This window comes from Vibrio sp. KUL80 (genome assembly GCF_059725495.1).
Genome location: NZ_AP045841.1, coordinates 3179225 through 3204094, shown reverse-complemented (window position 1 = coordinate 3204094; position 24870 = coordinate 3179225). Strand labels below are relative to the sequence as shown.

Here is a 24870-nt window from a genome sequence, read left to right as displayed (position 1 = left end):
AACACTATGGATAAGAAAGCATCTCGCATCCGTCGTGCTACACGTGCACGTCGTAAGATTGCAGAACTGGGTGCAACTCGCCTAGTAGTACACCGTACTCCTCGTCACGTTTACGCTCAAGTAATCGCAGCGAACGGCTCTGAAGTAATCGCAGCCGCTTCTACGGTAGAAAAAGCAATTCGTGAAGAAGTTAAGAGTACTGGTAACATCGATGCAGCTAAAGCAGTAGGTAAAGCTGTTGCTGAGCGCGCGCTTGAGAAAGGCGTATCTGCTGTTGCATTCGATCGTTCTGGTTTCCAATACCACGGTCGAGTAGCGGCGCTAGCAGAATCTGCTCGCGAAGCTGGTCTGAAATTCTAAGGTAGGGTTGGAAGATGGCTAAAGAACAACAACAAGCTAGTGATTTGCAAGAAAAGCTAATCGCCGTTAACCGTGTTTCTAAGACGGTTAAAGGTGGTCGAATCATGAGCTTCACTGCACTAACAGTAGTTGGTGACGGTAACGGTCGTGTAGGTTTCGGTTACGGCAAAGCTCGTGAAGTACCTGCTGCGATTCAAAAAGCAATGGAAAAAGCACGTCGTAACATGACTACGATCGCGCTTAACGAAGGCACTCTTCACCACCCGGTGAAAGGTCGCCACTCTGGCTCTAAAGTTTACATGCAGCCAGCAGCAGAAGGTACGGGTGTTATCGCAGGTGGTGCGATGCGTGCAGTACTAGAAGTTGCAGGTGTACACAACGTACTATCTAAAGCATACGGTTCTACGAACCCTATCAACATCGTTCGTGCAACGATCGACGCTCTAGGTAGCATGAAGTCACCAGAAATGGTTGCTGCTAAACGTGGTCTAACTGTTGAATCTATTTCGGAGTAAGAACACCATGGCAACTATCAAAGTAACTCAAACTAAGAGCTCAATTGGTCGCCTACCTAAGCACAAAGCGTGTCTTAAAGGTCTTGGCCTTCGTAAAATCAACCACACAGTAGAACTTGAAGATACTCCGTGCGTTCGCGGTATGATCAACAAGGTTTACTACATGGTTAAAGTTGAGGAGTAATCAGAATGCGTTTGAATACTCTATCACCGGCTGCGGGTTCTAAGCCTTCTAAGAAGCGCGTAGGTCGTGGTATCGGTTCTGGCCTAGGTAAAACTGGTGGCCGTGGTCACAAAGGTCAAAAATCACGTTCTGGCGGCAGTGTTCGTCCAGGTTTTGAAGGCGGTCAAATGCCTTTGAAACAGCGTCTACCTAAGTTCGGTTTCACTTCTCGTAAGAGCCTAGTGTCTGCTGAAGTTCGTCTAGCTGAGCTAGCGAAAGTAACTGGTGACGTTGTTGACCTAAGCAGCCTTAAAGCAGCTAACGTTATCACTAAGAACATCGAATTTGTTAAAGTTGTTCTTTCAGGTGAAATCAACAAAGCTGTGACTGTTAAAGGTCTACGCGTGACTAAAGGCGCTAAAGCTGCAATCGAAGCTGCAGGCGGTAAAATCGAGGAATAATCTCGAGGGATGAGGTACAGATGGCTAAGAAACCAGGACAAGATTTTAGTAGTGCAAAGAATGGCTTAAACGAACTTAAGTCTAGACTTTTATTCGTGATAGGCGCACTTTTAGTGTTCCGCGCCGGCTCTTTTGTGCCGATCCCTGGTATTGACGCAGCTGTACTTGCCGATTTGTTCGAACAGCAAAAAGGTACCATCGTAGAAATGTTTAACATGTTCTCCGGTGGTGCATTAGAGCGTGCATCTATTTTAGCACTGGGCATCATGCCGTATATTTCGGCGTCGATTGTTGTCCAGTTGCTAACGGTAGTTCATCCAGCGTTAGCCGAACTCAAGAAAGAGGGTGAGGCAGGGCGTCGTAAGATTAGCCAATATACGCGTTATGGTACGCTTGTACTTGCAACATTCCAGGCAATAGGTATCGCAACTGGCCTTCCAAACATGGTCAATAATCTGGTCGTTATCGACCAAACCATGTTTACGCTAATTGCAACCGTAAGTTTAGTAACTGGTACCATGTTCCTAATGTGGTTAGGTGAACAAATTACAGAGCGTGGAATTGGTAATGGTATTTCCATTCTAATATTTGCAGGTATTGTTGCTGGATTGCCTTCGGCAATCGGTCAAACAATCGAGCAAGCGCGTCAAGGTGAACTGCACGTACTTCTTCTGTTGTTGATTGCTGTACTTGCTTTCGCTGTGATTTACTTTGTGGTGTTTATGGAACGTGGTCAACGTCGTATCGTCGTTAACTACGCTAAGCGCCAACAAGGCCGTAAGGTTTTCGCAGCACAAAGCACACACCTACCGTTGAAAATCAACATGGCAGGTGTTATTCCAGCAATTTTTGCTTCAAGCATTATCCTGTTCCCAGGAACACTGGCTCAGTGGTTTGGTCAGAATGGTGAGAGCAGCGCGTTCGGTTGGTTAACTGACGTGTCATTGGCTCTTAGCCCAGGTCAACCGTTGTATGTAATGCTTTATGCAGCAGCGATTATTTTCTTCTGTTTCTTCTACACGGCTCTTGTTTTCAATCCGCGTGAAACAGCAGATAACTTGAAGAAGTCAGGTGCATTCGTACCCGGCATCCGCCCAGGTGAGCAGACAGCGAAATACATCGATAAAGTAATGACTAGACTAACCCTAGCGGGTGCTCTATATATTACCTTTATCTGTCTGATTCCCGAGTTCATGATGGTCGCGTGGAACGTACGTTTCTACTTCGGCGGTACTTCACTACTTATCGTAGTGGTAGTAATTATGGACTTTATGGCACAGGTACAGACTCATCTGATGTCACAACAGTATGATTCTGTGTTGAAGAAAGCAAATCTGAAAGGTTACGGCCGTTAATTCGGCGGTAGTTTCAGATTTCATCTACGGAGTTTAGCAATGAAAGTTCGTGCTTCCGTTAAAAAAATCTGCCGTAACTGTAAAGTTATCAAGCGCAACGGTGTTGTGCGTGTTATCTGTAGCAGTGAGCCAAAGCACAAGCAGCGCCAAGGCTAATTAAGCAGAAATTTTTACTTGAAATATAAGGTATGGTCGAGTATATTCCTCGGCCTACCTTTTGCGTGCAAAAGAAGTAGCACTCCGCAGCGTATCCATAACGGGCTTTGCTGCGGCTATTCTTTTTAAGAAACACTAGGAGTGAATAATGGCCCGTATAGCAGGCATTAACATTCCTGATCAGAAACACGCTGTAATCGCACTAACTGCGATCTACGGCATCGGTAAAACTCGCTCTCAAGCTATCCTAGCTGAAGTGGGTATTGCTGAAGATGTTAAGATCAGTGAACTAACTGAAGAGCAGATCGATCAACTGCGTGATGGTGTAGCTAAGTACACTGTAGAAGGTGATCTACGTCGTGAAGTATCAATGAACATCAAGCGTCTTATGGACCTTGGCTGTTACCGTGGTCTTCGTCATCGTCGCAGTCTACCACTACGTGGACAGCGTACTAAAACCAACGCTCGCACCCGTAAGGGTCCGCGTAAGCCGATCAAGAAATAATCGGGAAGGTAGAGTACAATGGCTAAACAACCAACTCGCGCTCGTAAGCGCGTACGCAAGCAAGTTGCAGATGGCGTTGCGCACATCCATGCTTCTTTCAATAACACAATCGTAACCATTACTGACCGTCAAGGTAACGCTCTAGCATGGGCTACTGCAGGTGGTTCAGGTTTCCGTGGTTCTCGTAAGTCTACTCCGTTCGCTGCACAGGTTGCTGCTGAGCGTTGTGCTGAAATGGCTAAAGAATACGGTCTAAAGAACTTGGAAGTTATGGTTAAGGGTCCAGGTCCAGGTCGCGAATCTACTGTTCGTGCACTGAACGCTGCTGGTTTCCGCATCACGAACATCGTTGACGCGACACCAATCCCTCATAACGGTTGTCGTCCACCTAAGAAACGTCGCGTATAACGTTTCTAGGATAATTGGAGAAGAATCATGGCAAGATATTTGGGTCCTAAGCTGAAGCTTAGCCGTCGCGAAGGTACAGACTTATTCCTTAAGTCAGGCGTACGCGCGATCGATACCAAGTGTAAAATCGATAACGCACCAGGTGTACACGGCGCTCGTCGCGGTCGTCTATCTGAGTATGGCGTTCAGCTTCGTGAGAAGCAAAAAGTTCGTCGTATCTACGGCGTTCTAGAAAAACAATTCCGTAACTACTACAAAGAAGCAGCTCGCCTTAAAGGCAACACTGGTGAAAACCTACTTCAGCTTCTTGAAGGTCGTCTAGATAACGTAGTTTACCGCATGGGCTTTGGTGCAACTCGCGCAGAAGCACGTCAGCTAGTTAGCCACAAAGCTATCCTAGTTAACGGTAATGTTGTAAACGTTCCTTCATTCAAAATTACGGCTAACGACGTTGTTTCTATCCGCGAGAAAGCTAAACAGCAAGCTCGTATTAAAGCGGCTCTAGAAGTTGCTGAACAACGCGAAAAACCAACTTGGATTGAAGTAGATGCTGGCAAGATGGAAGGTACATTCAAGCGTATGCCTGAGCGTTCAGATCTATCTGCTGACATTAACGAACACTTGATCGTCGAGCTTTACTCTAAGTAAGGTTTAAACTAAAGAGAGGACACAATGCAGGGTTCTGTAACAGAATTTCTTAAGCCACGTCTTGTTGACATCGAACAAGTTAGCACGACACACGCAAAAGTAACTCTTGAGCCATTAGAGCGTGGCTTTGGTCACACTCTAGGTAATGCGCTTCGCCGTATTTTGCTTTCGTCAATGCCAGGTTGTGCAGTGACTGAAGTTGAAATCGAAGGCGTTCTGCACGAGTACAGCACTAAAGAAGGTGTACAAGAAGATATCCTTGAGATTCTTCTTAACCTGAAAGGTCTTGCTGTTCGCGTTGCTGAAGGCAAAGATGAAGTGTTTATTACACTAAACAAATCAGGCTCAGGCCCTGTTGTTGCAGGTGACATCACCCATGATGGTGATGTAGAGATCGCTAACCCAGAACACGTTATTTGTCACCTAACTGATGACAACGCTGAGATTTCTATGCGAATCAAAGTTGAACGTGGTCGTGGTTATGTTCCAGCTTCAGCTCGTATCCATACTGAAGAAGATGAGCGTCCAATCGGTCGTTTGCTAGTTGACGCAACTTACAGCCCAGTAGACAAAATTGCCTACGCTGTAGAAGCGGCACGTGTTGAGCAACGTACTGACCTAGACAAGCTCGTTATCGATATGGAAACGAACGGTACTCTAGAACCTGAGGAAGCTATCCGTCGCGCAGCTACTATTCTAGCTGAGCAATTGGATGCGTTCGTAGATCTTCGTGATGTACGTGTTCCTGAGGAGAAGGAAGAGAAGCCGGAGTTCGATCCTATTCTACTGCGTCCTGTAGACGATCTTGAACTAACAGTTCGCTCTGCTAACTGTCTAAAAGCAGAAGCGATTCACTACATCGGTGATCTTGTACAGCGTACTGAGGTTGAGCTACTTAAAACGCCAAACCTTGGTAAAAAATCTCTTACTGAGATTAAAGACGTACTTGCATCACGTGGTCTTTCTCTGGGCATGCGCCTAGAAAACTGGCCACCAGCGTCTATCGCTGAAGATTAATCGATACTAGTTAGAAGGATTAGGTCATGCGCCATCGTAAGAGTGGTCGTCAACTCAACCGCAACAGCAGCCATCGCAAAGCGATGTTCAGCAATATGGCTAGCTCTCTTGTACGTCATGAAGTAATCAAGACTACATTGCCTAAAGCAAAAGAGCTACGTCGCGTAGTTGAGCCTTTGATTACACTAGCTAAGACTGACAGTGTTGCTAACCGTCGTCTAGCATTTGCACGTACTCGTGATAACGAAGTAGTTGCGAAACTATTCAACGAACTAGGTCCACGTTTTGCTGCTCGTCAGGGCGGTTACACTCGTATCCTAAAAGCTGGCTTCCGTGCTGGCGATAAAGCTCCAATGGCTTACATTGAGCTAGTTGATCGCCCAGAAGCATCTGAAGAAGCTGCTGCTGAGTAATCAGTAAAGTTCGTAGAACTAAAAAAGCCGAGCATTTATGCTCGGCTTTTTGCTATCTGAAATTCGTGTTATTGATCTGTGATTACGGCTGTGATTCCTTTTACTGCCACAAGGAAGTCAGAGAGTCCATCAACCCAGAGCTCGCTCCCTGCGAACCTAGGTAATCCAACACTACTGGCGCGAATTGTGAAACCATTGTAGGGTCGAGACCCACTGATGAGAATGCGCTCTTCACACTATCCATATCCTGTATTGAAGATAAAAGACCGCTACTCGTCAGCGAATCCATGCCTGGGATGAGTGAGGTGAGTTCACTCTGCTGCTCAGAACCTAATGAGCTTTGCGCAAGTGACAGTAGTGCACCTACACCTGTTGTAGCTTGTTCCGGCGAGATAGATAGGTCATTTACCAGGTCATTCACGACTGGTGAGTCTTTCGCTTCCATCATAGAGTTTGCACTAGAGAGTAAGCTGTTTGCGTCGTCTGCGGATACACCAGAGAGATTAAGTGCCGCGTGGGTAGGAACTGAAATTAATAGTGCCGTAGAAAGGGCTAGAATTGTTCTCATGATACCGTCCATTTTATTGTATACCCGTTAAGATTAGACAATAAAAAAGCAGTGACGAGTCACTGCTTTTAAAAATAGCGTATCAGAGCTGAGATTAAGCGATGATGTCTAGTAGCTCAACTTCGAATACTAGTGCTGCAAACGGAGGAATCGCTGCGCCTGCGCCACGTTCACCGTATGCTAGGTCTTGAGGGATGTATAGTTTCCACTTAGAACCTACAGGCATTAGTTGAAGTGCTTCAACCCAACCTTTAATTACGCCAGTTACAGGGAACTCAGCTGGTTGACCGCGAGATACAGAGCTGTCGAATACAGTACCGTCTGTTAGTTCACCGTGGTAGTGAACACGTACAGTTTTGTCTGCAGATGGGATTTCGCCAGTACCTTCAGTGATAACTTCGTATTGAAGACCAGACTCAAGAACTGTTACTTCTGGGCGAAGTGCGTTGTCTTTTAGGAACGCTTCACCGTCAGCTGCTGCAGCTTTTGCTGCTTCTTGACGAACTGCTTCTGCGCGAGTGTGTAGCTCTTGCAGTGCGTTGTTGATTTCGTCGATTTCGATTTCTGGCATGTCACCAGTAAGTGCAGTTGCAATGCCTTTAGCGATTGCGTCTACGTTTAGACCTTCAAGGCCGCTACCTGCAAGCTGTTGGCCCATTTGCAGACCAATACCATAGCTTGCTTTCTGTTCTACAGTTTCTAATTTCACGTCAGACATGACGGTCTCTCTTGCTATTCGAATGAAGACGAAAGAATACCAGTTCTGGCTACAAACCGAAACGCTCTAACTAACTTTTACCAATTAATTCGCATTCGTTGTTAAACTTGTGACATTAGGCGGTTATAAAATAGGACACCTGCGATTTTTCTATACTCTCAACGCAGGTTTTCTTAAACTGAGACGGTTGTGTAGTAGGAGATAAATGGGAATGAATCGTCGTCACCGTAAAAAGCAAAAAGTTGACCACGTTCAAGTGCTGAAAGATAAGTGGCAAGCGCTCGACTTCTCTCGCCTTAAGAAGATTGATACCTCTCGACTGTCCGAAATTCGAGATAAGGCAAAAGGACTTTGGACTCAATTACCGCGCCTGCACCGAAGAATTTTGAGCGTCCTCGTCCCAATTGTCATCGTACTTTTGTTTCTGCCGAGTCAAAAAGCAGACACACCTCAGGTAACGCCAGCAAATCAACGTGTCGCCGTGAGCGTCAATACCGCCTCGCTAAGTGAACAGCCTTCCCAAGCCAACGTAGAAGAGTTGGTGGAGACGGATTGGAGAGAGTACACTGTTAAAAAGGGTGACACGCTAGCGCGCGTCTTTCGAACCAATCAGCTACCTATGGCGGATTTAAACGCCCTTGCCCGCATAGAAGGCAGTGACAAGCCACTCAGCCGGATTAAACAAGGTCAGTTGATACGCTTTAAGTTCAACCAAGAGGGGAGCCTAGATATTTTGCAGATAGAGCGGGGCGACCAATCGATCATGTTCTTCCGTCTCTCTGATGGAGGCTTTGGCCGCAGTAAATAGAATGGATGCAAAAGGGGCGAATTCGCCCCTTAATTATTTCAATAACCTCATATCAATATGAGGAATGTCGTCTTCTAGATACTCTTCTGAGCAGACACTGAAGCCATGTTTGGAATAGTAGTCCTGCAGATGCGACTGTGCGCCAATTTGGATGCTCTCATTCGGCCACAGACCTTGACACTCGCGTTTCGCTTCAACCAATAAGTCATGCCCTAATCCGCCGCCTCGATGGGTCTGTTTGGTTGCTACGCGCCCTATGCTGACTTGGTCGTAAGTCGTCCCTTTGGGCAGCAAGCGGGCACAAGCTATCAGCTCATTGTCTTCATAACCCAGTAAGTGATGCACACCTTCTGCTTGGTCTTTGTTATCCAGCTCTGGATAAGGACAGGTTTGCTCAACCACAAATACGTCGACACGCAATTTGAGTAACTCATACAGTTCAATGGTAGTGAGCTCAGAGAAAGTTTTAGTCTTCCAGATTGTCATGATTCATTTCTCTTTTTAACGGTTTAAAGCGAACATTTATTTATAGCTGTAGACTAAACCGAGTCCAATAAAAAAGCCACGCATACAGCGTGGCTAGTTTCTCTAAGCTATCGGTTACTTCTTCAAGTCGATTTGGTATACCGCAAAGCCCACTTCATCGGTCGCGACCTTCTTCATTGGGTACTGACCTTTGTCATTGATGAACTGTGCCGCTTTGTCTGATGGTGAGGTTTCAAATCGAACATCTAGCGCGACGTCTGTCGTAATTGGCGCGAACGACCAGTTGTTGTCTGCACTTGGTGTTACTTCACCCTTCTCTTTGCTCACTTTCGAGATGTAGTTCGCTACGATAGAACGGTTTTCATCTGGAGAGTCAAAAGCGATAAAGTCGCTACCTGTGCCTGGAAACTTGTTGCTGTAGGCACGGTAGTTGTTTGTCGCAATAATGAAGGTTTGCTTCATATCGATAGGCTTACCTTGATAGGTCAGGCCGACGATACGCTCGCTGTTTTCGTTTAATAGCTTACAGTCACCGTCATAGCGCGCTGGTTGCGTCACATCGATTTGGTATTCAACGCCATCCATGACGTCGAAGTTATAGGTACGGAAGCCATCCCAGTCGATCAGTGCCTGAGGCTTATCTGAGTTCGCATCGACTTGTTTAAACTGTCCTGCCGAGCACTCTAGCCACTCTTTCACTTCTTTACCCGTGACTTTCAGTGCCACAAGTGTGTTCGGGTACAGATACAAGTCCGCCGCGTTACGGAATGTTAGCTGACCTGATTCAACCTCGGTAAAGTTTGCAGGGTCGTTTTTACGACCGCCCGCTTTAAAAGGTGCGGCAGCAGAAAGAACAGGTAGACCATCAAGATCTGGATCGCCTTGAATCATAGTTTCAACGTAGTCTTTCTGTGCAAGGTTTACTATTTGAACGGTAGGGTCGTCCTGAACAAGTGCCAAGAAGCTGTACATGACGTCGTTAGCTTTGCCGATAGGTTGGTTCACGAAGTCACGCGTCGCACTGTGATCGCCCTTCACTGCATCTACGATGCCTTTGTCTGCTTCCGCGAGAGATTTCTTGTTAACAGCATCGAAAATAGGGCGAGCCTCTGTTTGCGCATCAGCGACTTTCCAGCTGTCGCCATCTTGTTCTAGTACCAGATCCATGACACCGACGTGGCTGCCCCATCGGCCTGGCATCACAGCGGCTACGCCATTGATGGTGCCTTTTTCGTTATCGACGCCTTGGATGTTATCAAATCCTTTACCCGGGAAGACGGCGTGAGAGTGACCAAATGCGATTGCGTCGATCCCTTCAACTTCAGACAAGTAATACGTTGAGTTTTCTGCGCCTGCTTTGTATGGATCGCTAGAGACACCAGAATGTGGGATCGCGACGATAATATCCGCACCTTCTTTTTTCATCTGAGGAACGAGCTTCTCAGCCGTTTCTTTGATGTCTTCTGCAAACACTTTACCCTCTAGGTTCTTTTTATCCCAGACCATGATTTGAGGTGGTACAAAGCCAATGTAACCGACTTTAACGTCGTGCATGTTTCCGTCGGTATCTTTAAATGTGTGAGTCTTGATTAGGTAAGGCTTGAAATAGTGCTCTCCCGTTTTTTTGTCAAAAACGTTAGCGCTAATGTACGGAAAGTTTGCTCCCTCAATTGTGGTGTTGAGGAACTCTAGTCCATAGTTGAACTCGTGGTTACCAATATTACCAACATCATAATCCAGTTGGTTCATTGCCTTATAAACTGGATGGATCTCGCCAGGCTTAATGCCTTTCGATGCCATGTAGTCGCCCATAGGGCTACCCTGAATGAGGTCACCGTTATCGACTAAAACACTGTTGATGACTTCGCCACGAGCTTCTTTAACCAAAGTAGCAGCACGAGTCAGACCGATTTTTTGAGACGGTTTATCTTTGTAGTAGTCATAGTCCATGACGTTAGTATGAATATCGGTTGTTTCGATAATTCGAAGTTTGATCTCGTCTGCCATCGCTGGGCCTGCCATCACAAGCATGCCGCCTAGAACAGCGATAGAAATAGGTTTGACTGCCACTTTCATCTTCATATCCTTCACATTAGAGGGTGATTCAAAAACTTGCCAAGTGTATCAATTTGTTATGTAAGAAATGTTTCTATTAACGTAAAAATGTGATCTGCGACTGATGCCTGTTGGGGTTCTGATAGGCGCATCCCAGCTTTATCTTTAAGACTAGAATCGATTCAGGTTTTAGATATCAAATGCGTTCAAATTTTGAACTCAATCGCTAAGAAAATGATTCCTTTAGTGACTTTTGGAATAAAAAATGAAATTTTAGAATTTCAAGTAATATAGGCGAGTGGTCATAATGCCATCATTCGATAAGCGAAGGATTGTCATTATGAACCCAACTACAACTAACCAGCAGGGCAAGGTAGCCACTCCAACTCTGGTTAGCAGCCAAGATAAGCCGAAGCTCCCTAAGTCTCAGCTCAGCAAAGGTGAGGTAGCCCTTATTGGTGCAGGGCCCGGTGATCCTGAACTTCTCACTCTTAAAGCCTTAAACCTACTACAGCAAGCCGATGTTGTACTTTACGACTACCTTGTGTCTGAAGAAATCATGGCTCTCGTTCCGGACAGCACCATTTTGGTCTGTGTTGGCAAGCGAGCAGGTCACCACAGCGTGCCTCAAGAAAAAACCAATCAGCTTCTTGTGGAGTTTGCCGAGAGCGGTCACAAGGTTGTGCGCATCAAAGGCGGCGATCCATTTGTGTTTGGTCGTGGTGGCGAAGAGCTACAGGTATTAGCTGAAGCTGGTATCCGATTCCAAGTCGTCCCTGGTATTACCGCAGCAGCGGGTGCAACAGCATACGCAGGCATACCTCTAACGCACCGTGATTACGCGCAGTCGGCGCTGTTTGTCACCGGTCACCTTAAGCCTGATAGCGACGATATGGATTGGTCGACGCTGGCTCGTGGCAACCAGACCTTAGTTATCTATATGGGGTTGATGAAATCAGAGTACATTCAATCTCAGCTAATTAAGCATGGTCGCAGTCAAAATGTGCCTGTCGCGATTATCGAGCGTGGGACACAAGCAACCCAAAAGGTGCTTCGCGGCACACTTGCAACATTACCTGACATGGCAAAAGAGGCTCAATCACCATCGCTCATTGTGGTTGGTGAGGTGGTGTCTTTGGCCGATGAACTCTCTTGGTTTGGTAAAGGAAGTGCAACACCAAGCCAAGTTGAAGCATTACAAAGTATTAGGGCTTAAACCAAAGCGTAAAGCCTGTTTTCATTCTAAATCAGTCGTGTGTTGGCCAAGTCACGTCAACATGAACAAAGGAAGCACAACTCATGGACCAAGAAAGACTCACACACCTTAAACAGCTGGAAGCGGAAAGCATCCATATTATCCGCGAGGTCGCGGCGGAATTTGATAATCCCGTCATGATGTACTCTATCGGTAAAGACTCTTCGGTGATGCTGCACCTTGCGCGCAAAGCGTTTTATCCAGGCAAAATCCCGTTCCCATTGCTGCACGTCGATACAGACTGGAAGTTCAAAGAGATGATTGAATTTCGCGACCGTACAGCAAAGAACTACGGATTCGAGCTTTTGGTGCACAAGAACCCAGAGGGTCTAGCTATGGGATGTAGCCCATTTGTGCACGGTTCATCGAAACACACTGACATTATGAAGACCCAAGGTCTCAAGCAGGCGCTCAACAAATATGGTTTTGATGCCGCATTTGGTGGTGCACGTCGTGATGAAGAGAAATCTCGTGCCAAAGAGCGTGTTTACTCATTCCGCGACAAAAACCATACATGGGATCCAAAGAACCAGCGTCCAGAGCTTTGGAAAACCTATAACGGTCAAATTAACAAGGGTGAGAGCATTCGTGTCTTCCCTCTCTCTAACTGGACTGAGCTCGATATCTGGCAATACATCCTGCTAGAAGGTATTGAAATCGTTCCATTATACCTTGCGGCGCCTCGCCCTGTAGTAGAGCGCGATGGCATGTTGATCATGGTGGATGACGAGCGCATGGAGATTGGCCCGGATGAAACGGTTGAGCATAAGAGCGTGCGCTTTAGAACACTTGGCTGCTATCCATTAACCGGTGCTATCGAATCGGAAGCCACCACGCTCACGGGAATTATCGAAGAAATGCTCGTTGCAACGTCTAGTGAGCGACAAGGACGAGCGATCGACCACGATCAGTCAGGATCGATGGAGCTTAAGAAACGTCAAGGATACTTTTAAGGATCGAAGGAACAGATTATGAACAGCGCAGTAGAAGCACAACTTGCCGAACTCGGTATTGAAGGTTACCTGAGTCAGCACCAGTACAAATCGTTACTTCGATTCTTAACGTGTGGCTCAGTGGATGATGGCAAAAGTACCTTAATTGGTCGCTTGCTCCACGACTCAAAGCAAATTTATGAAGATCAACTAGCGGCCGTACACTCTGACAGCCAGCGTGTGGGTACCACAGGTGAAAAGCCAGACTTGGCATTGCTGGTAGATGGCTTGCAGGCAGAGCGTGAACAAGGTATCACGATTGACGTAGCATACCGCTACTTCTCGACCCAGAAACGTAAGTTCATCATTGCCGATACACCAGGGCACGAGCAGTACACGCGTAACATGGCTACAGGTGCATCGACCTGTGATCTCGCGGTGATCTTAATTGATGCACGTAAAGGTGTACTCGACCAAACTCGTCGTCACTCGTTTATTTCCAGCCTGCTTGGTCTTAAACACTTTATCGTGGCCGTAAACAAAATGGACTTGGTTGATTATTCACAGCAGCGCTATGAAGAAATCCGTGATGAGTACCTAACATTCTCGGAAAACCTAGGCAAAGACATCGATATTCAAATGATCCCGATCTCTGCGCTTGAGGGTGACAATGTGGTGGATCTCAGTGACAAGATGAGCTGGTACCAAGGTGAACCTTTGCTCGACTTGCTTGAGAAAGTAGATATCGACCAAGGCAAACAGCAAGGTGAATTCCGTTTCCCTGTGCAGTATGTCAACCGTCCAAATCTCGATTTCCGAGGTTTTGCTGGCACGATTGGCTCTGGTGAGATCCGCGTTGGTGATGAAATCAAGGCGCTACCTTCAGGCAAAACGTCCAAGGTAGAGCGCATTGTGACGTTTGATGGTGACTTGCCTCGTGCATTCGCCGGTCAAGCTGTGACACTAACGCTGACGGATGAGATTGATATCAGTCGTGGTGATTTGATTGTTAAGCAAGAGTCGCGAGTCGCATCATCGAATCGCTTGCTTGCAGATGTGGTTTGGATGACAGATGAACCTCTAGCTGCAGGTCGCAGTTATGACATCAAGATTGCTGGTAAGAAAACGCAGGGACAATTAGACGCGATTCGTCATCAGTACGATATCAACTCGCTCAAGTCCTTTGAGTCAGAGTCATTGCCACTGAACGGTATTGGTTTATGTGAGTGGTCACTTACAGAAGCAGTAGCAGTGGATAGCTATGACTCGGTTCAAGATACGGGCGGCTTTATCGTGATTGACCGTTTGACCAATGTAACGGTCGGTGCAGGTCTGGTTCGTGAAGCTCTGGCTGAGGAGCAACGTTCACCACAAGAGCGTATGGGGGCATTCGAGAACGAATTGAAAGCGCTCATCATGAAACACTTCCCAGAGTGGGACGCAAAAATATAACCACATCAAAGAAAGGGCTCTAGTGTTTAACTGTGCCCAATTATACAACGTAGCGACGCAGTGAATAAGGAACGAGGTCATGTGGGAACAAGGAGTGGTGCTAGCTTTGCTGATGTCTATCATCACGTGCTTGATAGCTACCCAGATTAAACCGAGCCTCATTTTTGCGGGCGCTGCGTTTTTGGCGTTTATTGCTGGCATGATAGACATCAATGCAGTTGCCAGTAACTATACTAATTCATCGCTATTGACCTTGGTGCTACTGATCTTATCGTCGGCAGCCTTGGAGAAAACGCGCCTTATTAGTTGGGTTAGCCGCTCGATTGCCACAGGGCGTTTGGGCGCGGTGGTTGCGAAACTTGGCATATCAACCGCACTACTTTCTTCGTTCACCAATAATACGGCTGTTGTGGTCTCACTTATTGGCGCGATAAAACGTAATCAACGTCACGCACCTTCTAAGCTTCTGATTCCACTATCTTATGCAGCGATTTTAGGTGGCACACTAACCTTAATCGGTACCTCGACCAACCTGATTATCAACAGCTTTGTTGAAGACGTAGGTTTGCCAAGCCTTGGATTCTTCGAGCCGACTTGGATTGGTTTGAGTGTGCTTATTGGTGGCGTTTTGGTGCTTATTCCACTGAGCTATTTGCTGCCAAACTATGACGATACTAACCAAGATGATTTACCTTACTTCTTGGAGGCGAGAGTCGAGCCTGGCTCGCCGCTAGTTGGGCGCAGCATCGCTGAAAATAATTTAAGAGCGCTGCGTAAGCTGTTCTTAGCAGAAGTGGTTAGAGGCGGCGAGACGCTGGCGTCAGTCGGGCCTGATTTTGTTCTTGAAGCGAAAGACCGACTGCTGTTTTGTGGTGATGTAGAAAGCGTTGCGACTCTGCAAGAAATCACCGGTTTAACCTTCTTTGGTCAGCATCACCTAAATGGCCAGAACTTGCTGGAAGTCGTTGTTAGCTCATCCGCGACGTTTTGCAATACCACACTAAAGTCGAGTCAATTTCGGGATCGTTTTGATGCGGTCGTCGTTGCGGTTCGCCGTGGACATGAACGTCTCGAAGGCGGATTGGGCAATATCATTTTGCAAGCGGGCGATACGCTTGTGTTGGCACCGGGTAAGCGTTTTGAATCGCTTCGCCGCCAACATCGCAAAGAATTTGTCTTGGTCAATGACCTAGATTCGAGCGCTAAACTCGACCTCGCAAAGTCTAGCTATGTTCTGCTTGGGTTTGTCGCTGTGATTGCGTTAGCACTTACTAACGTGTTACCCATCATTAAAGGTTTGGCCCTGTACCTCATTGCCGTTTTGGCGTTTGGTATTGTGAACCTTGGCGAGCTTCGTCGCCGTTTTCCTACGGATATTGTGGTGATTGTTGGCTCTGCACTCTCTATTGCGCAGCTGATGATTTCGACCGGTCTCTCAGAGCGTATGGGGGATATGTTCATCGAGATGTTCAACGGTTGGGGAGTATTTGGAGCGTTAGTGGCTACTTACTTAGTGACGCTTTTACTGACTGAGCTGGTGACCAATAATGCGGCTGCCGCACTCGCGTTTCCGATTGGATACAGCATGTCTGTCGCCTATGGCGTCGATCCTATGCCTTTTATCATGGCGGTGCTGTTTGGCGCGAGCGCGAGCTTTGTCTCCCCTTACGGGTATCAAACCAACCTATTGGTGTATAGCGTTGGAAACTATCAACTTAAAGATTACATGCGGATTGGCATTCCTATCTCTATCGTTTACTCGGTACTGGTGTTGGCCTTGATCCCATACTTTTTTCCCTTTTAACGGCGTTACCTAAGGACGAGTTATGTCGAATACTGTACAAGCCTCTGAGACTATCGAAAAAGACGACAATGTCATTTGGCACCAACATGTGGTCACCAAATCAGAGCGCGCCGATCTTAAAAAACAAAAGCCTGTGGTACTTTGGTTTACTGGTTTATCTGGGGCGGGTAAATCGACGGTAGCGGGCGCGTTAGAAACTGAACTGGCCAGTCGTGGCTATCACACCTACTTGTTAGATGGTGACAACGTGCGACACGGTCTGTGTCGTGATTTAGGCTTCTCTGAGCAAGATCGCCGAGAGAATATTCGCCGCGTGGGCGAGTTAGCTAAGCTGATGGCTGACGCGGGTCTTATTGTTCTATCTGCTTTCATCTCACCACATCGCGCCGAACGTGCATTGGTGCGTGAGCTGCTGCCTGAGGGCGAGTTTATGGAAGTGTTTGTAGATGCCAGCCTTGAGGTGTGTGAGTCTCGAGATCCCAAGGGTCTATACAAAAAAGCACGTGCCGGTGAAATCCCTAACTTCACGGGTATTGACTCCGAATACGAAGCGCCGCTTAAGGCTGAGATCCATCTTAAAGCCGGCGATCACGCTGTCGCTGAGCTGGTGGAACAATGTCTATCGATATTAGCGGCTAATCAGGTGATTCGTTAAACCCTTATCGTGGCTAGACCTTGTGATGGAATGAGGTTGGCACGTCTCCTTTAACCACAAACTTTCGATTGAGCAGCTCTATGAGCTGCTCTTGATATTGGGCGTTAGAGCGATGACCGAGCAATTGGCAGAGCTCGTTGCCTGTTGGCGTGAAGCGGTAGTAGGTTAGCGTAATGCCTTTCCCTTTCGCCGTAAGCATCATGTCATGACCCTGATAGCCGAGCTTTAAAGGGGCTTCTCTGGCTATTTCTCCCGATTCCAATTCTGTCGCTAATAACACGCCAAGCTCCACCAACAGCAAGATGCTAGAGTAGGGGAGCTGATATTCCCCAAGGCTTAACTCATCAACGCTCTCGCGGCGAGAAAAGCTGAACAAGCCCGTTTGATGCTTGATACCAAGTAGCAGCTTACGACTGGTGTCGGTGCCAAAACTGCACGCTAGGGAGGCGGCGCGCTGCAGCGTTTGTGCCTCTTTTGGCGTCATGTCTCTGAGAGTTTTCAGCGCCTTCATCGAGGTAGCGCCAGGATTGGTGATCTCACGCTTGAGCACTTGCGCCCAAAGCTTTTGCATCGATGAGTTATGGATCTCTTTCGCCATATCAAAATACCGCACCAGCCAGTCAAAATCAGGCTCGCCCGCAACTTCATTTTTGCATGCTGCCATTGCGGCTTTGATGATCTGTTCTAGGTTTTTTTGGCGCTGTTCTTTGCCTTGCTTCTCGCGCAGCATTGCTCTTTCAAACAAGGATTGGCTTGGGGTTTCTTCTCGTATGAGTGCATCTAAATAATGAGATTCAGCGATGGCTCTGAGGCGACTTGCACTGTCTTTCATATGGTGGGCTTTTTTTTGCCCCTGTTCATTGGATGAATGGGGTTCTTGGCTAGCTAGCTGGCTCTCAACAGGGTGATGACTCATTACCGACACTCAGTACAAAGCGAAAACGAAGGATTATTATGCAATAGAGCTTCAATTTAGCGGGAATCTTCTGCAAAAACCAGAGTAATTTGTGTGAGCTGATGTCCGCTTTTGGTGTGATCCAAAGCGTGTTGTAAAAAATCCTGGGATAAATGATAAAACTTTGTTAAATTCTAGGTTAAAAATGAAGGAGGACGTTATGAGGCACTCTGGAGAAAATAGAGCTAAGAAACACGTCTCAATCGCGTTGTTGCTGTGTGTTTATATTGGGGTGCTAGGCTATCTCTCGACGCTTATCGGCTAACGCAGCCTAGCAACCTTTCGTTAATCATTACCTATCAGGGTTTGTCGAGACGAGTATCCATTACTCGTCTCCGTCATAATACCCATCATCGTAATCTTCAATATCAACCCCTTCGATTAGGTAGCCCGTTTGCGCAAGCTCAGAATCGATAGTTTCGGTCTTCAATGTTCCGACTACGTAGATAACATCCCATAGACGGTGTACAGGTGCACCCTCTTCAAACTCCACGTAGATGATCTGGTTAGGAGGCGGAGGAGGCACGTGAATACAAGCACCGAAGTAAGGGACCAATAAAAACTCGGTTACTGAGTTTTCATCGCCCTCAAGCGGAATAACAAACCCAGGTATTTTAACCTGACTGCCGTTGAGCTCTTGGCGAACCGTACCAACCTTGGACTGCTCCATGACACCGCCTGAGTGATCGATCGCTGGCATGCCCATGGCATCAAACTGGTTTCGCTCACTTTCTGGAATCAAATCTATCCAGTCTAGAGTTAATACATTGGACTCTTCTTGGGCCATTGTTAGCTGAGGCACTAACACCATCAGCGAAAGCATTAGACCACAGAACAGGTTTTTAACTGTTTTCATTTAAATCTCACTAAATTCGGATAGTCATCCCATCGCTTAATGACTGTCGGTAGGCTCTTAGCGCTGGGAAGAAACCAATAATAACCCCGGCGAGCTGTACAAATCCAAGCAACATCCATTCGTGCGATGTGATACCAGATAACGCTATATTGATACCATAATTTGCCGTGATGATGGGCGCGGCAATCGCCAGCATCGCATACATGCCACCAATACCGCAAACGATGCCGATACTGGTGAGTACGGTGGCTTCGCTGACCAGTAGGGTAAAGACATGTCGTGGTCTTGCCCCCATCGCACGTAAAATAGCCATCTCTCGGCGACGTTCTTGTAAGCTAGTTAATAGGCTAGAGAGCATTCCCATGAGTCCGGCAATGACTACAAAGACTGAGACAATAAGCAGAGCGGTCTCTGCCACACTCATCATGCCCCACAACTCGTGAAGCGCAACGCCTGGTAAGATAGCACTGAGTGGTTCCTGTTTGTAGGTATTAATTTGCCTCTGAAGTGCGAAGGTTTGGATCTTGCTTTTTAAGCCAATCAACATGGCGGTGATTTGCTTAGGTTGGAAATCCATCTGCAACAGTTGCTCTTTACTCGGCTCATTACCAAGGTTAGCCCCCGATTCCCACCCAACGTGTATCGCTTCTATTGCTTCTAAAGAGACGTGCACCGTTTTGTCCACAGGCGTGCCCGTTGGCGCGAGAATACCGACCACTTTAAAAGGCGTATTCTCATGGCGGCTAAAGCCGACATCGCTGATCCCGTGCGCAATAATGATTTCAGTACCAATGTCATAACCCAAAGACTTTGCGACATCGGAGCCAATGACGGTCTCAAATAGTCCATCAAATTCTTCACCTTTGGCAAGAGACAGGTGCTGTTTCTGGCCGTACTGGTAGTGCTCGAAGTAGCTATGGTTGGTGCCCATTACTCGAAAGCTTCTATGTGAGTCTCCGAGCGAAATAGGTATAGCCCAATCTACAGAGCGGTGATTACTAAACTCTTCAAAGCTCTTCCAGTCGATGTTATTGGTCGCATTGCCAATACGAAATACAGAATAGAGAAGAAGGTTCACTTGACCAGAGCGTCCACCGACAATCAAATCGGTCCCAGAGATAGTATTGGCAAAGCTGCTTTTTGCTTGGGTACGAATTCGTTCTACGCCCATCAAGAGGATGACAGAGATTGCCACAGTAAGTATGGTCAGTAGGGCGGTTGTTTTGCGGTTGAGCAGGCTTTTCCAAGCCAGCTTAAGTGTGATGCTCATAGTGGCCTCACTTGATTAATATCTTGAAGGTTTTCAGTTCTTTTAAATAAGGACTCAAGCGTTGGATCATGGCTAACAAAAATCAAGGTGGAATGCGCCGCATTAGCCTGTTCCATCAGTAGCTCAATGAAGGCTTCTCGGTTGTCATGGTCGAGTGCGGATGTTGGCTCGTCTGCAATCAGAAACTCTGGCTGACCGATTAAGGCCCGCGCGGCGGCGACACGTTGTTGCTGACCAATACTTAACTCGATAACGGGCTTGCTGAGTAGTTTTTCAGGCAGTCTTAGATGGTCGAGAATGCGTTTAGCTTCTTGGTGTAAAGAGCCGCTCACCTTATCTTTTCGTACGCTAGAAAACTCACAAGGCAGCGTGACATTATCGATGACAGAGAGGTAGGGAAGTAAGTTAAATTGCTGAAAAATATAACCAATATGGTCAGCGCGAAACTTGTCGCGCGCGCTGGCAGACAGTGTCTTGAGTGATTGGTTGAGTGAGATAACATCGCCAGTCGTCGGGGTATTAATACCCGTTAGTAAGCCGAGCAATGTGGACTTACCGCAGCCACTAGGGCCTTTTAAAAATAGATGTTCACCTTGTTCTATGGTGAGCGATGGAATGTCGAGAGTTGGGGGTTGATCTGGTTGCCACTTGAAGGTGACGTCTTTGAGTTCGATTACGCTAGCCATAGTGTCCTCTGGAAATCACCTTCAGGTCTCGGGGTGAGACCTGAAGGGTGGACGAATTAGAATTTAATTGTCGTATTACCCGAAGTCAGTTCCGTTGCCGATTGTGCGCTATCCGTTAGCAGGTTCACTGATACTTTCTCAGTTGAAGGGAAGTGTGTAAACCATTGTGTATCAATTTGAGTCACTTTAGCTACATCTTCACAAGAGAATTGGTATTGAACTGAGAACTCACCATGGCCATCATGATGGTCGTCATGATGCTCGTGACCTTCGTGGTCATGGTCATGGTCATGGCCTTTGTGATCATCGTGATGGTCGTGACCTTTATGATCATCATGATCTTTGTGCTCATCATGGTGATCATGCTCGTCGTGGTGCTCGCCTTTCTCTAGCGTATTTTCGACATGCGCTTCTACTAGCTTACAGCTTGCTGTTGCTGGAATGGTAAGGATGCTATCAACATTGTTCAGTTTTGCTTTTGCATCAGCCATTGCCGCTTTCTCGGCATCCGTTTTAGGAGCATGCTCAAAACCTACAACATCAGCACCCGGTGCAGTAATTTCCACTAAAAGATCTTGACCATCTTGAGCAATATTAAATTCTACGTGGCCGTGCACATGGGCGTCGTGTTGACGGAAGTGATCATCGGCAACCGCGAATTGCGATACAACGAGACCAGCTAAGAGTGTCATCTTTAGTTTCATGATTAATCCTTAATAACGATGTAAAAGTATTGGATACCAATGCCGGTAAAGATGCGCATAAATCGCCGGGTGCAGAGGTCTCCCTCGAGAACGATGCGACTTGTTCTCGTTTAACTGTGGTTTGTTATGTTATAACAAACGAAGATATTTTCCAGAAGAAACAACATCGGGTTCGTGGTTTCTCTTTCAGAACAACAAAAAAAGGAGCCATTTAGGCTCCCCAGACTGCTGACAAAGGTCTAGCTTTCGAGCCAGACCTTTGATCTAATAGGAGTATCGAAATATGGATACTCCGATATGCTTCAAGAACCTTCTCCTCAGCAATACGAACTTGAAATGGTCACTATGGAACAGCTTGTTCCACAAAATCATCTCGTACGAAAAATTGATAATGCCATCGACTTTGAATTCATCAGAGACGAAGTGGCACATCTATACTGCAAAGATAACGGCCGCCCGCCCGTAGACCCTGTTCGTTTATTCAAAATCATTCTGCTTGGCTACCTATTCGGCATCAAAAGTGAGCGCCAACTGGTCAAAGAAATTGAAGTGAACGTCGCCTATCGTTGGTTCTTGCGAATGTCACTGACCGAAAAAGTTATCCATGCTTCGACGTTAAGCCAGAACCGAATTCGACGCTTCAATGGTACTGAAGTCTTTGAGCGCATCTTCAATAACATAGTGCTTCAAGCGATGGAGAAAGGCTTAGTCGCAGGACAGGAGCTCTTCACTGACAGTACACACCTTAAAGCCAATGCTAACAAGAACAAGCACATGAATCGTCTGCGCCCAGTTAGTGCAGGCGCTTATCTTGATATGCTGAATGAAGATGTGGCCGCAGACCGAGAAGCCGAAGGTAAAAATCCATTCAAGGAGACGCCACCAAAGACAGACGTCAAAAACACCAAAGTCAGCACCACCGACCCTGAAAGTGGCTTCATGACCCGGGACAATAAGCCTCAAGGCTTCTTCTATCTTGACCACCGAACCGTGGATGGCAAGCACGGTATAATCATAGACACATACGCAACACCGGGGAATGTGAATGACTCACAGCCCTATATCCGTCGTCTCGACCACACGCTAGAGCAGTTCAACCTCAACCCCATCGCAGTTGGTATCGATGCAGGTTACTTCACAGCGCCTGTTGCTGAATCACTCGAGCGCCGCAGTCTATTAGGTGTGTTCGGGTATCGCCGCCCATCAAGAACTAAGAACAAATTTAAGAAGAAAGACTTCAAATACCAAAAAAGAGACCGATACCTATCGCTGTCCAGAAGGGCAGGAGCTCGTCTATAAAACCACAACACGCGCAGGCTATCGCTCATACGCTTCCGACCCGAAGCAATGTGCGTTTTGCCCCGTTCGGGACGACTGCACCAAGAGTGAAAACATGCAGAAGGTCATAACGCGTCACCTCTACAGCGAGGCGGTGGAGCGAGCCAATCAAATGCGACTCTCTTGCTACGGAAAAAGACGTATCGGAGGCGAAGTGAAACGGTAGAACGAAGCTTCGCCGATGCAAAACAACACCATGGTCACCGTTACGCGCGCTACCGTGGTCTCGCAAAAGTGCAGATGCAATGTTGGTTAGCCGCTGCCGCTCAAAACATCAAGAAGATAGCGTTGGTGGTGAGCTATCTGCGAAAAATGGGCTTAAATAGGGCAGAAATACGTCAAATACTGGCCTCTGTATGCCGGTTTAGGCTCAACTCACTTCAGAGCGCTATCTAACAAAAAATATCGCGATCGCGGCCTATGGCCGCTCAGAAAAAAGAACCCCGCTTGAAAAAGCGGGGTTCGTCAGCAATCTGAGGAGCCATTTAGGCTCCCTTTTAGAATATTTTATCACTGGTTAGATGTTGTCGGTGACCAGGCTAAGCACTTGCTGGATATCCGCATCGCTTAGTGCACCCTCTTTGACATACAGAATCTTGCCTTGCTTGTCTTGAACGATGATTGCTGAGCTTTCTTCAGCTAGCTGCCAAGCGTTCGCAACGAGACCGTGCTTGTCGAGTACCATCGAGGACCATGGGAACTCTTTCTTGCTGTCTTCAGCTGATGATTTAACAAATGAGCTTGTACCCCACATAGCATCATCTTGGTTAATGACGGTGGTGGTTTGGTAGCTTTCTTTTGGAAAGTCAGCAGCGGTGATTGCCGCCATGAGTGGCGCGTTCATTTCTTTAGAGCTACTGCGACCCGCGATAGCTTGGATGACGCGCACTTTGCCAAGCATATCGCCACTGCTCCATGCTTGATAGCTGATGGCATCGTTGTTGAGAATTAGCTCACCGTGATCTTTTACCGATACGGAGCGAGCATTACTGCCTACTTGGAGGTTAGTTGCCATAGCAAGTGCAGGCATAAACAGCACTGCTAGGGTGAGGAGAGGCTTTAGTTTCATTGTAATAGTTTCCGTTACTTTAATATTGGGCGGCATACCTTAGGTGAACTTACGATATGCCACAACTTTAATTGTGTTGATTTGACCAAGAAATGTCCCTCACTTGATAAAATCATTTCAAGCATAACAGCAATTTATAGTTTGTTGCAAAGTTGTTAACTTTTGTTTGTGTCTCAAGAAATTTAGCGTATAATTTCAATCGATCGCAAAATATATTGCGAGTTCACTCGCAAGATGCGAGTAACACTAGGATGTACTCAAACGGATATTGAGGTTAGGTTATGTTGCGTAAGTTTACGGTTTACCGTCCGCGTCAGATCGCGAAGTTTGTAAAGACGTTATTTAAGGGGCAGTTCTTCATTGCTGGTATTGGTTTGTTCCGATTCGACAACGGTAAGGTGTTGTTACCTGAAGTTGCAGACAGGCAAAAGCTTGTCGCCTTCAAAGAGATTAATGTCGAGATTGCTGCACTAGCACTCTAACTGACAAAAGAATTCTTCAAGCCCTCGCATTGCGAGGGCTTTTTCGTGTCTACGGGTTTAGCTCTGGAGGAAAACATATGCCGGTGCCACCAATTCCGCAGTAACCATTTGGATTTTTAGCCAGGTACTGTTGGTGGTAGATTTCAGCAAAGTAGTACTCTCCAAGCGGTAAGATCTCTGTAGTGATCCCTTGCGACCCTAACGCTTGCTGATATTGTTGCTGGGTTTGTCTTGCTATCTGGTCTTGTTCTTGGCTCGCAGTATAGATTGCAGAGCGGTACTGAGTGCCAATATCGTTGCCCTGTCGCATCCCTTGCGTTGGGTCGTGCTTTTCCCAGAAGGTGCGTAAAATCTCCTGTAAAGAAGTCTTAGTTGTGTCGAACACAACTCGAACGACTTCTGTGTGGCCAGTTAAACCACTGCATACCTCTTCATACGTAGGGTTGGGTGTAAAGCCGCCTGAATAACCTACAGAGGTTGATATCACCCCAGGCAATTGCCAGAGCAAACGCTCAGCCCCCCAAAAGCAACCTAGGCCTAGAACGATACTTTCTTCATTTTGATTGAGTTCAGCGTTGAGGTCTGACTGATTAACAAAATGAGGCTCCATGATGGCAATTGCTACATCTCGGCCAGGTAGTGCTTGGTCGGAGGAAATCATTTCTTTTTTACCCATCGTCAGTTCCTTTTCTAGACTATTATTTCAAGTGCGAAGCGCCTGAAAACTAAAATATAACACCGATATAGCATCTGTTTGATTGTTGCTTGAAGACATC

At 46.8% G+C, this 24870-nt stretch carries 29 protein-coding genes and 1 pseudogene; 19 read left to right on the top strand and 11 right to left on the bottom strand.

All coding sequences use genetic code 11. The features are described from left to right. Window positions 1-6 precede the first annotated feature (6 nt). The 11 genes from rplR (at window position 7) to rplQ (ending at window position 6001) form a co-directional block, all read left to right on the top strand. Window positions 7-360 (top strand): 50S ribosomal protein L18, encoded by a 354-nt coding sequence (gene rplR / locus AC6I8U_RS14745; protein ID WP_038228845.1) that lies wholly within the window; start codon window positions 7-9, stop codon window positions 358-360. Window positions 361-374: 14 nt separating this feature from the next. Next, window positions 375-875 carry a 30S ribosomal protein S5 gene (rpsE, locus tag AC6I8U_RS14740; protein ID WP_042478682.1) on the top strand — a complete coding sequence of 167 codons (501 nt, stop codon included), beginning with the start codon at window positions 375-377 and terminating at the stop codon, window positions 873-875. 7 nt (window positions 876-882) lie between these two features. Further along, window positions 883-1059: a 50S ribosomal protein L30 gene (gene rpmD / locus AC6I8U_RS14735; protein ID WP_004410429.1), complete on the top strand. Its 177-nt coding sequence runs from the start codon at window positions 883-885 to the stop codon at window positions 1057-1059. Window positions 1060-1064: 5 nt separating this feature from the next. Then, window positions 1065-1499, top strand: a complete 435-nt coding sequence (gene rplO, locus AC6I8U_RS14730) for a 50S ribosomal protein L15 (RefSeq protein WP_498017263.1) — start codon at window positions 1065-1067, stop codon at window positions 1497-1499. A 20-nt stretch (window positions 1500-1519) separates the two neighbouring features. Continuing rightward, window positions 1520-2854, top strand: coding sequence for a preprotein translocase subunit SecY (gene secY, locus AC6I8U_RS14725; protein WP_234494643.1), 1335 nt, complete (start codon window positions 1520-1522; stop codon window positions 2852-2854). A gap of 39 nt (window positions 2855-2893) precedes the next feature. Then, the gene (rpmJ, locus tag AC6I8U_RS14720; protein WP_042478686.1) at window positions 2894-3010 is read left to right on the top strand and encodes a 50S ribosomal protein L36; all 117 of its coding nucleotides are present in this window, start codon (window positions 2894-2896) and stop codon (window positions 3008-3010) included. 148 nt (window positions 3011-3158) lie between these two features. Then, window positions 3159-3515, top strand: coding sequence for a 30S ribosomal protein S13 (gene rpsM / locus AC6I8U_RS14715; protein WP_005450559.1), 357 nt, complete (start codon window positions 3159-3161; stop codon window positions 3513-3515). Window positions 3516-3533: 18 nt separating this feature from the next. Beyond that, window positions 3534-3923, top strand: coding sequence for a 30S ribosomal protein S11 (rpsK, locus tag AC6I8U_RS14710; protein ID WP_001118870.1), 390 nt, complete (start codon window positions 3534-3536; stop codon window positions 3921-3923). A gap of 27 nt (window positions 3924-3950) precedes the next feature. Next, window positions 3951-4571: a 30S ribosomal protein S4 gene (rpsD, locus tag AC6I8U_RS14705; protein WP_042478689.1), complete on the top strand. Its 621-nt coding sequence runs from the start codon at window positions 3951-3953 to the stop codon at window positions 4569-4571. A gap of 24 nt (window positions 4572-4595) precedes the next feature. Further along, entirely contained in the window at window positions 4596-5588 is a 993-nt protein-coding gene (locus tag AC6I8U_RS14700; RefSeq protein WP_042478691.1) for a DNA-directed RNA polymerase subunit alpha, read from the top strand. Window positions 5589-5614: 26 nt separating this feature from the next. Next, window positions 5615-6001: a 50S ribosomal protein L17 gene (gene rplQ / locus AC6I8U_RS14695; RefSeq protein ID WP_031493230.1), complete on the top strand. Its 387-nt coding sequence runs from the start codon at window positions 5615-5617 to the stop codon at window positions 5999-6001. A gap of 100 nt (window positions 6002-6101) precedes the next feature. On the opposite strand, the gene AC6I8U_RS14690 is transcribed toward rplQ, so the two are convergent. Both AC6I8U_RS14690 and bamJ read right to left on the bottom strand, forming a co-directional pair. After that, window positions 6102-6569 (bottom strand): DUF2780 domain-containing protein, encoded by a 468-nt coding sequence (locus tag AC6I8U_RS14690; RefSeq protein WP_498017262.1) that lies wholly within the window; start codon window positions 6567-6569, stop codon window positions 6102-6104. A 94-nt stretch (window positions 6570-6663) separates the two neighbouring features. Then, window positions 6664-7287, bottom strand: coding sequence for a BamJ family beta-barrel-assembly machinery protein (gene bamJ / locus AC6I8U_RS14685; RefSeq protein WP_042478697.1), 624 nt, complete (start codon window positions 7285-7287; stop codon window positions 6664-6666). Window positions 7288-7498: 211 nt separating this feature from the next. Here bamJ and AC6I8U_RS14680 point away from each other — a divergent pair, with 211 nt between their 5' ends. Beyond that, window positions 7499-8095, top strand: coding sequence for a LysM-like peptidoglycan-binding domain-containing protein (locus AC6I8U_RS14680; RefSeq protein ID WP_252014634.1), 597 nt, complete (start codon window positions 7499-7501; stop codon window positions 8093-8095). Window positions 8096-8128: 33 nt separating this feature from the next. Here AC6I8U_RS14680 and AC6I8U_RS14675 read toward each other — a convergent pair whose 3' ends face one another. Together AC6I8U_RS14675 and cpdB are read right to left on the bottom strand one after the other, a co-directional pair. After that, a complete protein-coding gene (locus AC6I8U_RS14675; RefSeq protein ID WP_498017261.1) occupies window positions 8129-8581 on the bottom strand; it encodes a GNAT family N-acetyltransferase in 453 nt (150 codons plus the stop codon). Between the two features lie 114 nt (window positions 8582-8695). Further along, window positions 8696-10657, bottom strand: a complete 1962-nt coding sequence (gene cpdB, locus AC6I8U_RS14670) for a 2',3'-cyclic-nucleotide 2'-phosphodiesterase (RefSeq protein ID WP_498017260.1) — start codon at window positions 10655-10657, stop codon at window positions 8696-8698. 319 nt (window positions 10658-10976) lie between these two features. Between cpdB and cobA the strand changes: the two genes are divergently transcribed. The 5 genes from cobA to cysC all read left to right on the top strand — a co-directional run bounded on the left by cobA (window position 10977) and on the right by cysC (window position 16734). Then, a complete protein-coding gene (gene cobA, locus AC6I8U_RS14665; RefSeq protein ID WP_498017259.1) occupies window positions 10977-11852 on the top strand; it encodes a uroporphyrinogen-III C-methyltransferase in 876 nt (291 codons plus the stop codon). Between the two features lie 83 nt (window positions 11853-11935). Next, window positions 11936-12844, top strand: a complete 909-nt coding sequence (gene cysD / locus AC6I8U_RS14660) for a sulfate adenylyltransferase subunit CysD (RefSeq protein WP_042478708.1) — start codon at window positions 11936-11938, stop codon at window positions 12842-12844. Between the two features lie 18 nt (window positions 12845-12862). Beyond that, window positions 12863-14275: a sulfate adenylyltransferase subunit CysN gene (cysN, locus tag AC6I8U_RS14655; protein ID WP_498017258.1), complete on the top strand. Its 1413-nt coding sequence runs from the start codon at window positions 12863-12865 to the stop codon at window positions 14273-14275. A 79-nt stretch (window positions 14276-14354) separates the two neighbouring features. Then, a complete protein-coding gene (locus AC6I8U_RS14650; RefSeq protein WP_498017257.1) occupies window positions 14355-16079 on the top strand; it encodes an SLC13 family permease in 1725 nt (574 codons plus the stop codon). A gap of 22 nt (window positions 16080-16101) precedes the next feature. After that, window positions 16102-16734: an adenylyl-sulfate kinase gene (gene cysC / locus AC6I8U_RS14645; RefSeq protein WP_498017256.1), complete on the top strand. Its 633-nt coding sequence runs from the start codon at window positions 16102-16104 to the stop codon at window positions 16732-16734. Window positions 16735-16747: 13 nt separating this feature from the next. Here the strand turns inward: cysC and AC6I8U_RS14640 are convergent, their stop codons facing one another. The 5 genes from AC6I8U_RS14640 to zrgA form a co-directional block, all read right to left on the bottom strand. Continuing rightward, on the bottom strand, window positions 16748-17650 hold the full coding sequence (locus tag AC6I8U_RS14640) for a TIGR03899 family protein (protein WP_498017255.1): 903 nt from the start codon (window positions 17648-17650) through the stop codon (window positions 16748-16750). Between the two features lie 364 nt (window positions 17651-18014). After that, entirely contained in the window at window positions 18015-18512 is a 498-nt protein-coding gene (locus AC6I8U_RS14635) for a DUF3299 domain-containing protein (RefSeq protein ID WP_498018373.1), read from the bottom strand. A gap of 43 nt (window positions 18513-18555) precedes the next feature. Next, window positions 18556-19815 carry an ABC transporter permease gene (locus AC6I8U_RS14630; RefSeq protein ID WP_498017254.1) on the bottom strand — a complete coding sequence of 420 codons (1260 nt, stop codon included), beginning with the start codon at window positions 19813-19815 and terminating at the stop codon, window positions 18556-18558. Continuing rightward, window positions 19812-20501 (bottom strand): ABC transporter ATP-binding protein, encoded by a 690-nt coding sequence (locus AC6I8U_RS14625; protein ID WP_234494632.1) that lies wholly within the window; start codon window positions 20499-20501, stop codon window positions 19812-19814. Before AC6I8U_RS14625 ends, AC6I8U_RS14630 begins: the two co-directional genes overlap by 4 nt. A 56-nt stretch (window positions 20502-20557) precedes the next feature. Continuing rightward, window positions 20558-21205: a zinc uptake protein ZrgA gene (gene zrgA / locus AC6I8U_RS14620; RefSeq protein WP_498017253.1), complete on the bottom strand. Its 648-nt coding sequence runs from the start codon at window positions 21203-21205 to the stop codon at window positions 20558-20560. A gap of 297 nt (window positions 21206-21502) precedes the next feature. Between zrgA and AC6I8U_RS14615 the strand changes: the two are divergent. Further along, window positions 21503-22939 (top strand): annotated as a pseudogene (locus AC6I8U_RS14615) (IS1182 family transposase). A gap of 121 nt (window positions 22940-23060) precedes the next feature. On the opposite strand, the gene AC6I8U_RS14610 reads toward AC6I8U_RS14615, so the two are convergent. Next, complete coding sequence (locus AC6I8U_RS14610) at window positions 23061-23612, bottom strand: YtfJ family protein (RefSeq protein WP_252013206.1); 552 nt, start codon at window positions 23610-23612, stop codon at window positions 23061-23063. 281 nt (window positions 23613-23893) lie between these two features. Between AC6I8U_RS14610 and AC6I8U_RS14605 the strand changes: the two genes are divergently transcribed. After that, window positions 23894-24094 (top strand): DUF1107 domain-containing protein, encoded by a 201-nt coding sequence (locus AC6I8U_RS14605; protein ID WP_042478719.1) that lies wholly within the window; start codon window positions 23894-23896, stop codon window positions 24092-24094. Window positions 24095-24143: 49 nt separating this feature from the next. Here AC6I8U_RS14605 and msrA read toward each other — a convergent pair whose 3' ends face one another. Then, complete coding sequence (msrA, locus tag AC6I8U_RS14600; RefSeq protein ID WP_498017252.1) at window positions 24144-24770, bottom strand: peptide-methionine (S)-S-oxide reductase MsrA; 627 nt, start codon at window positions 24768-24770, stop codon at window positions 24144-24146. Window positions 24771-24870: the final 100 nt, after the last annotated feature.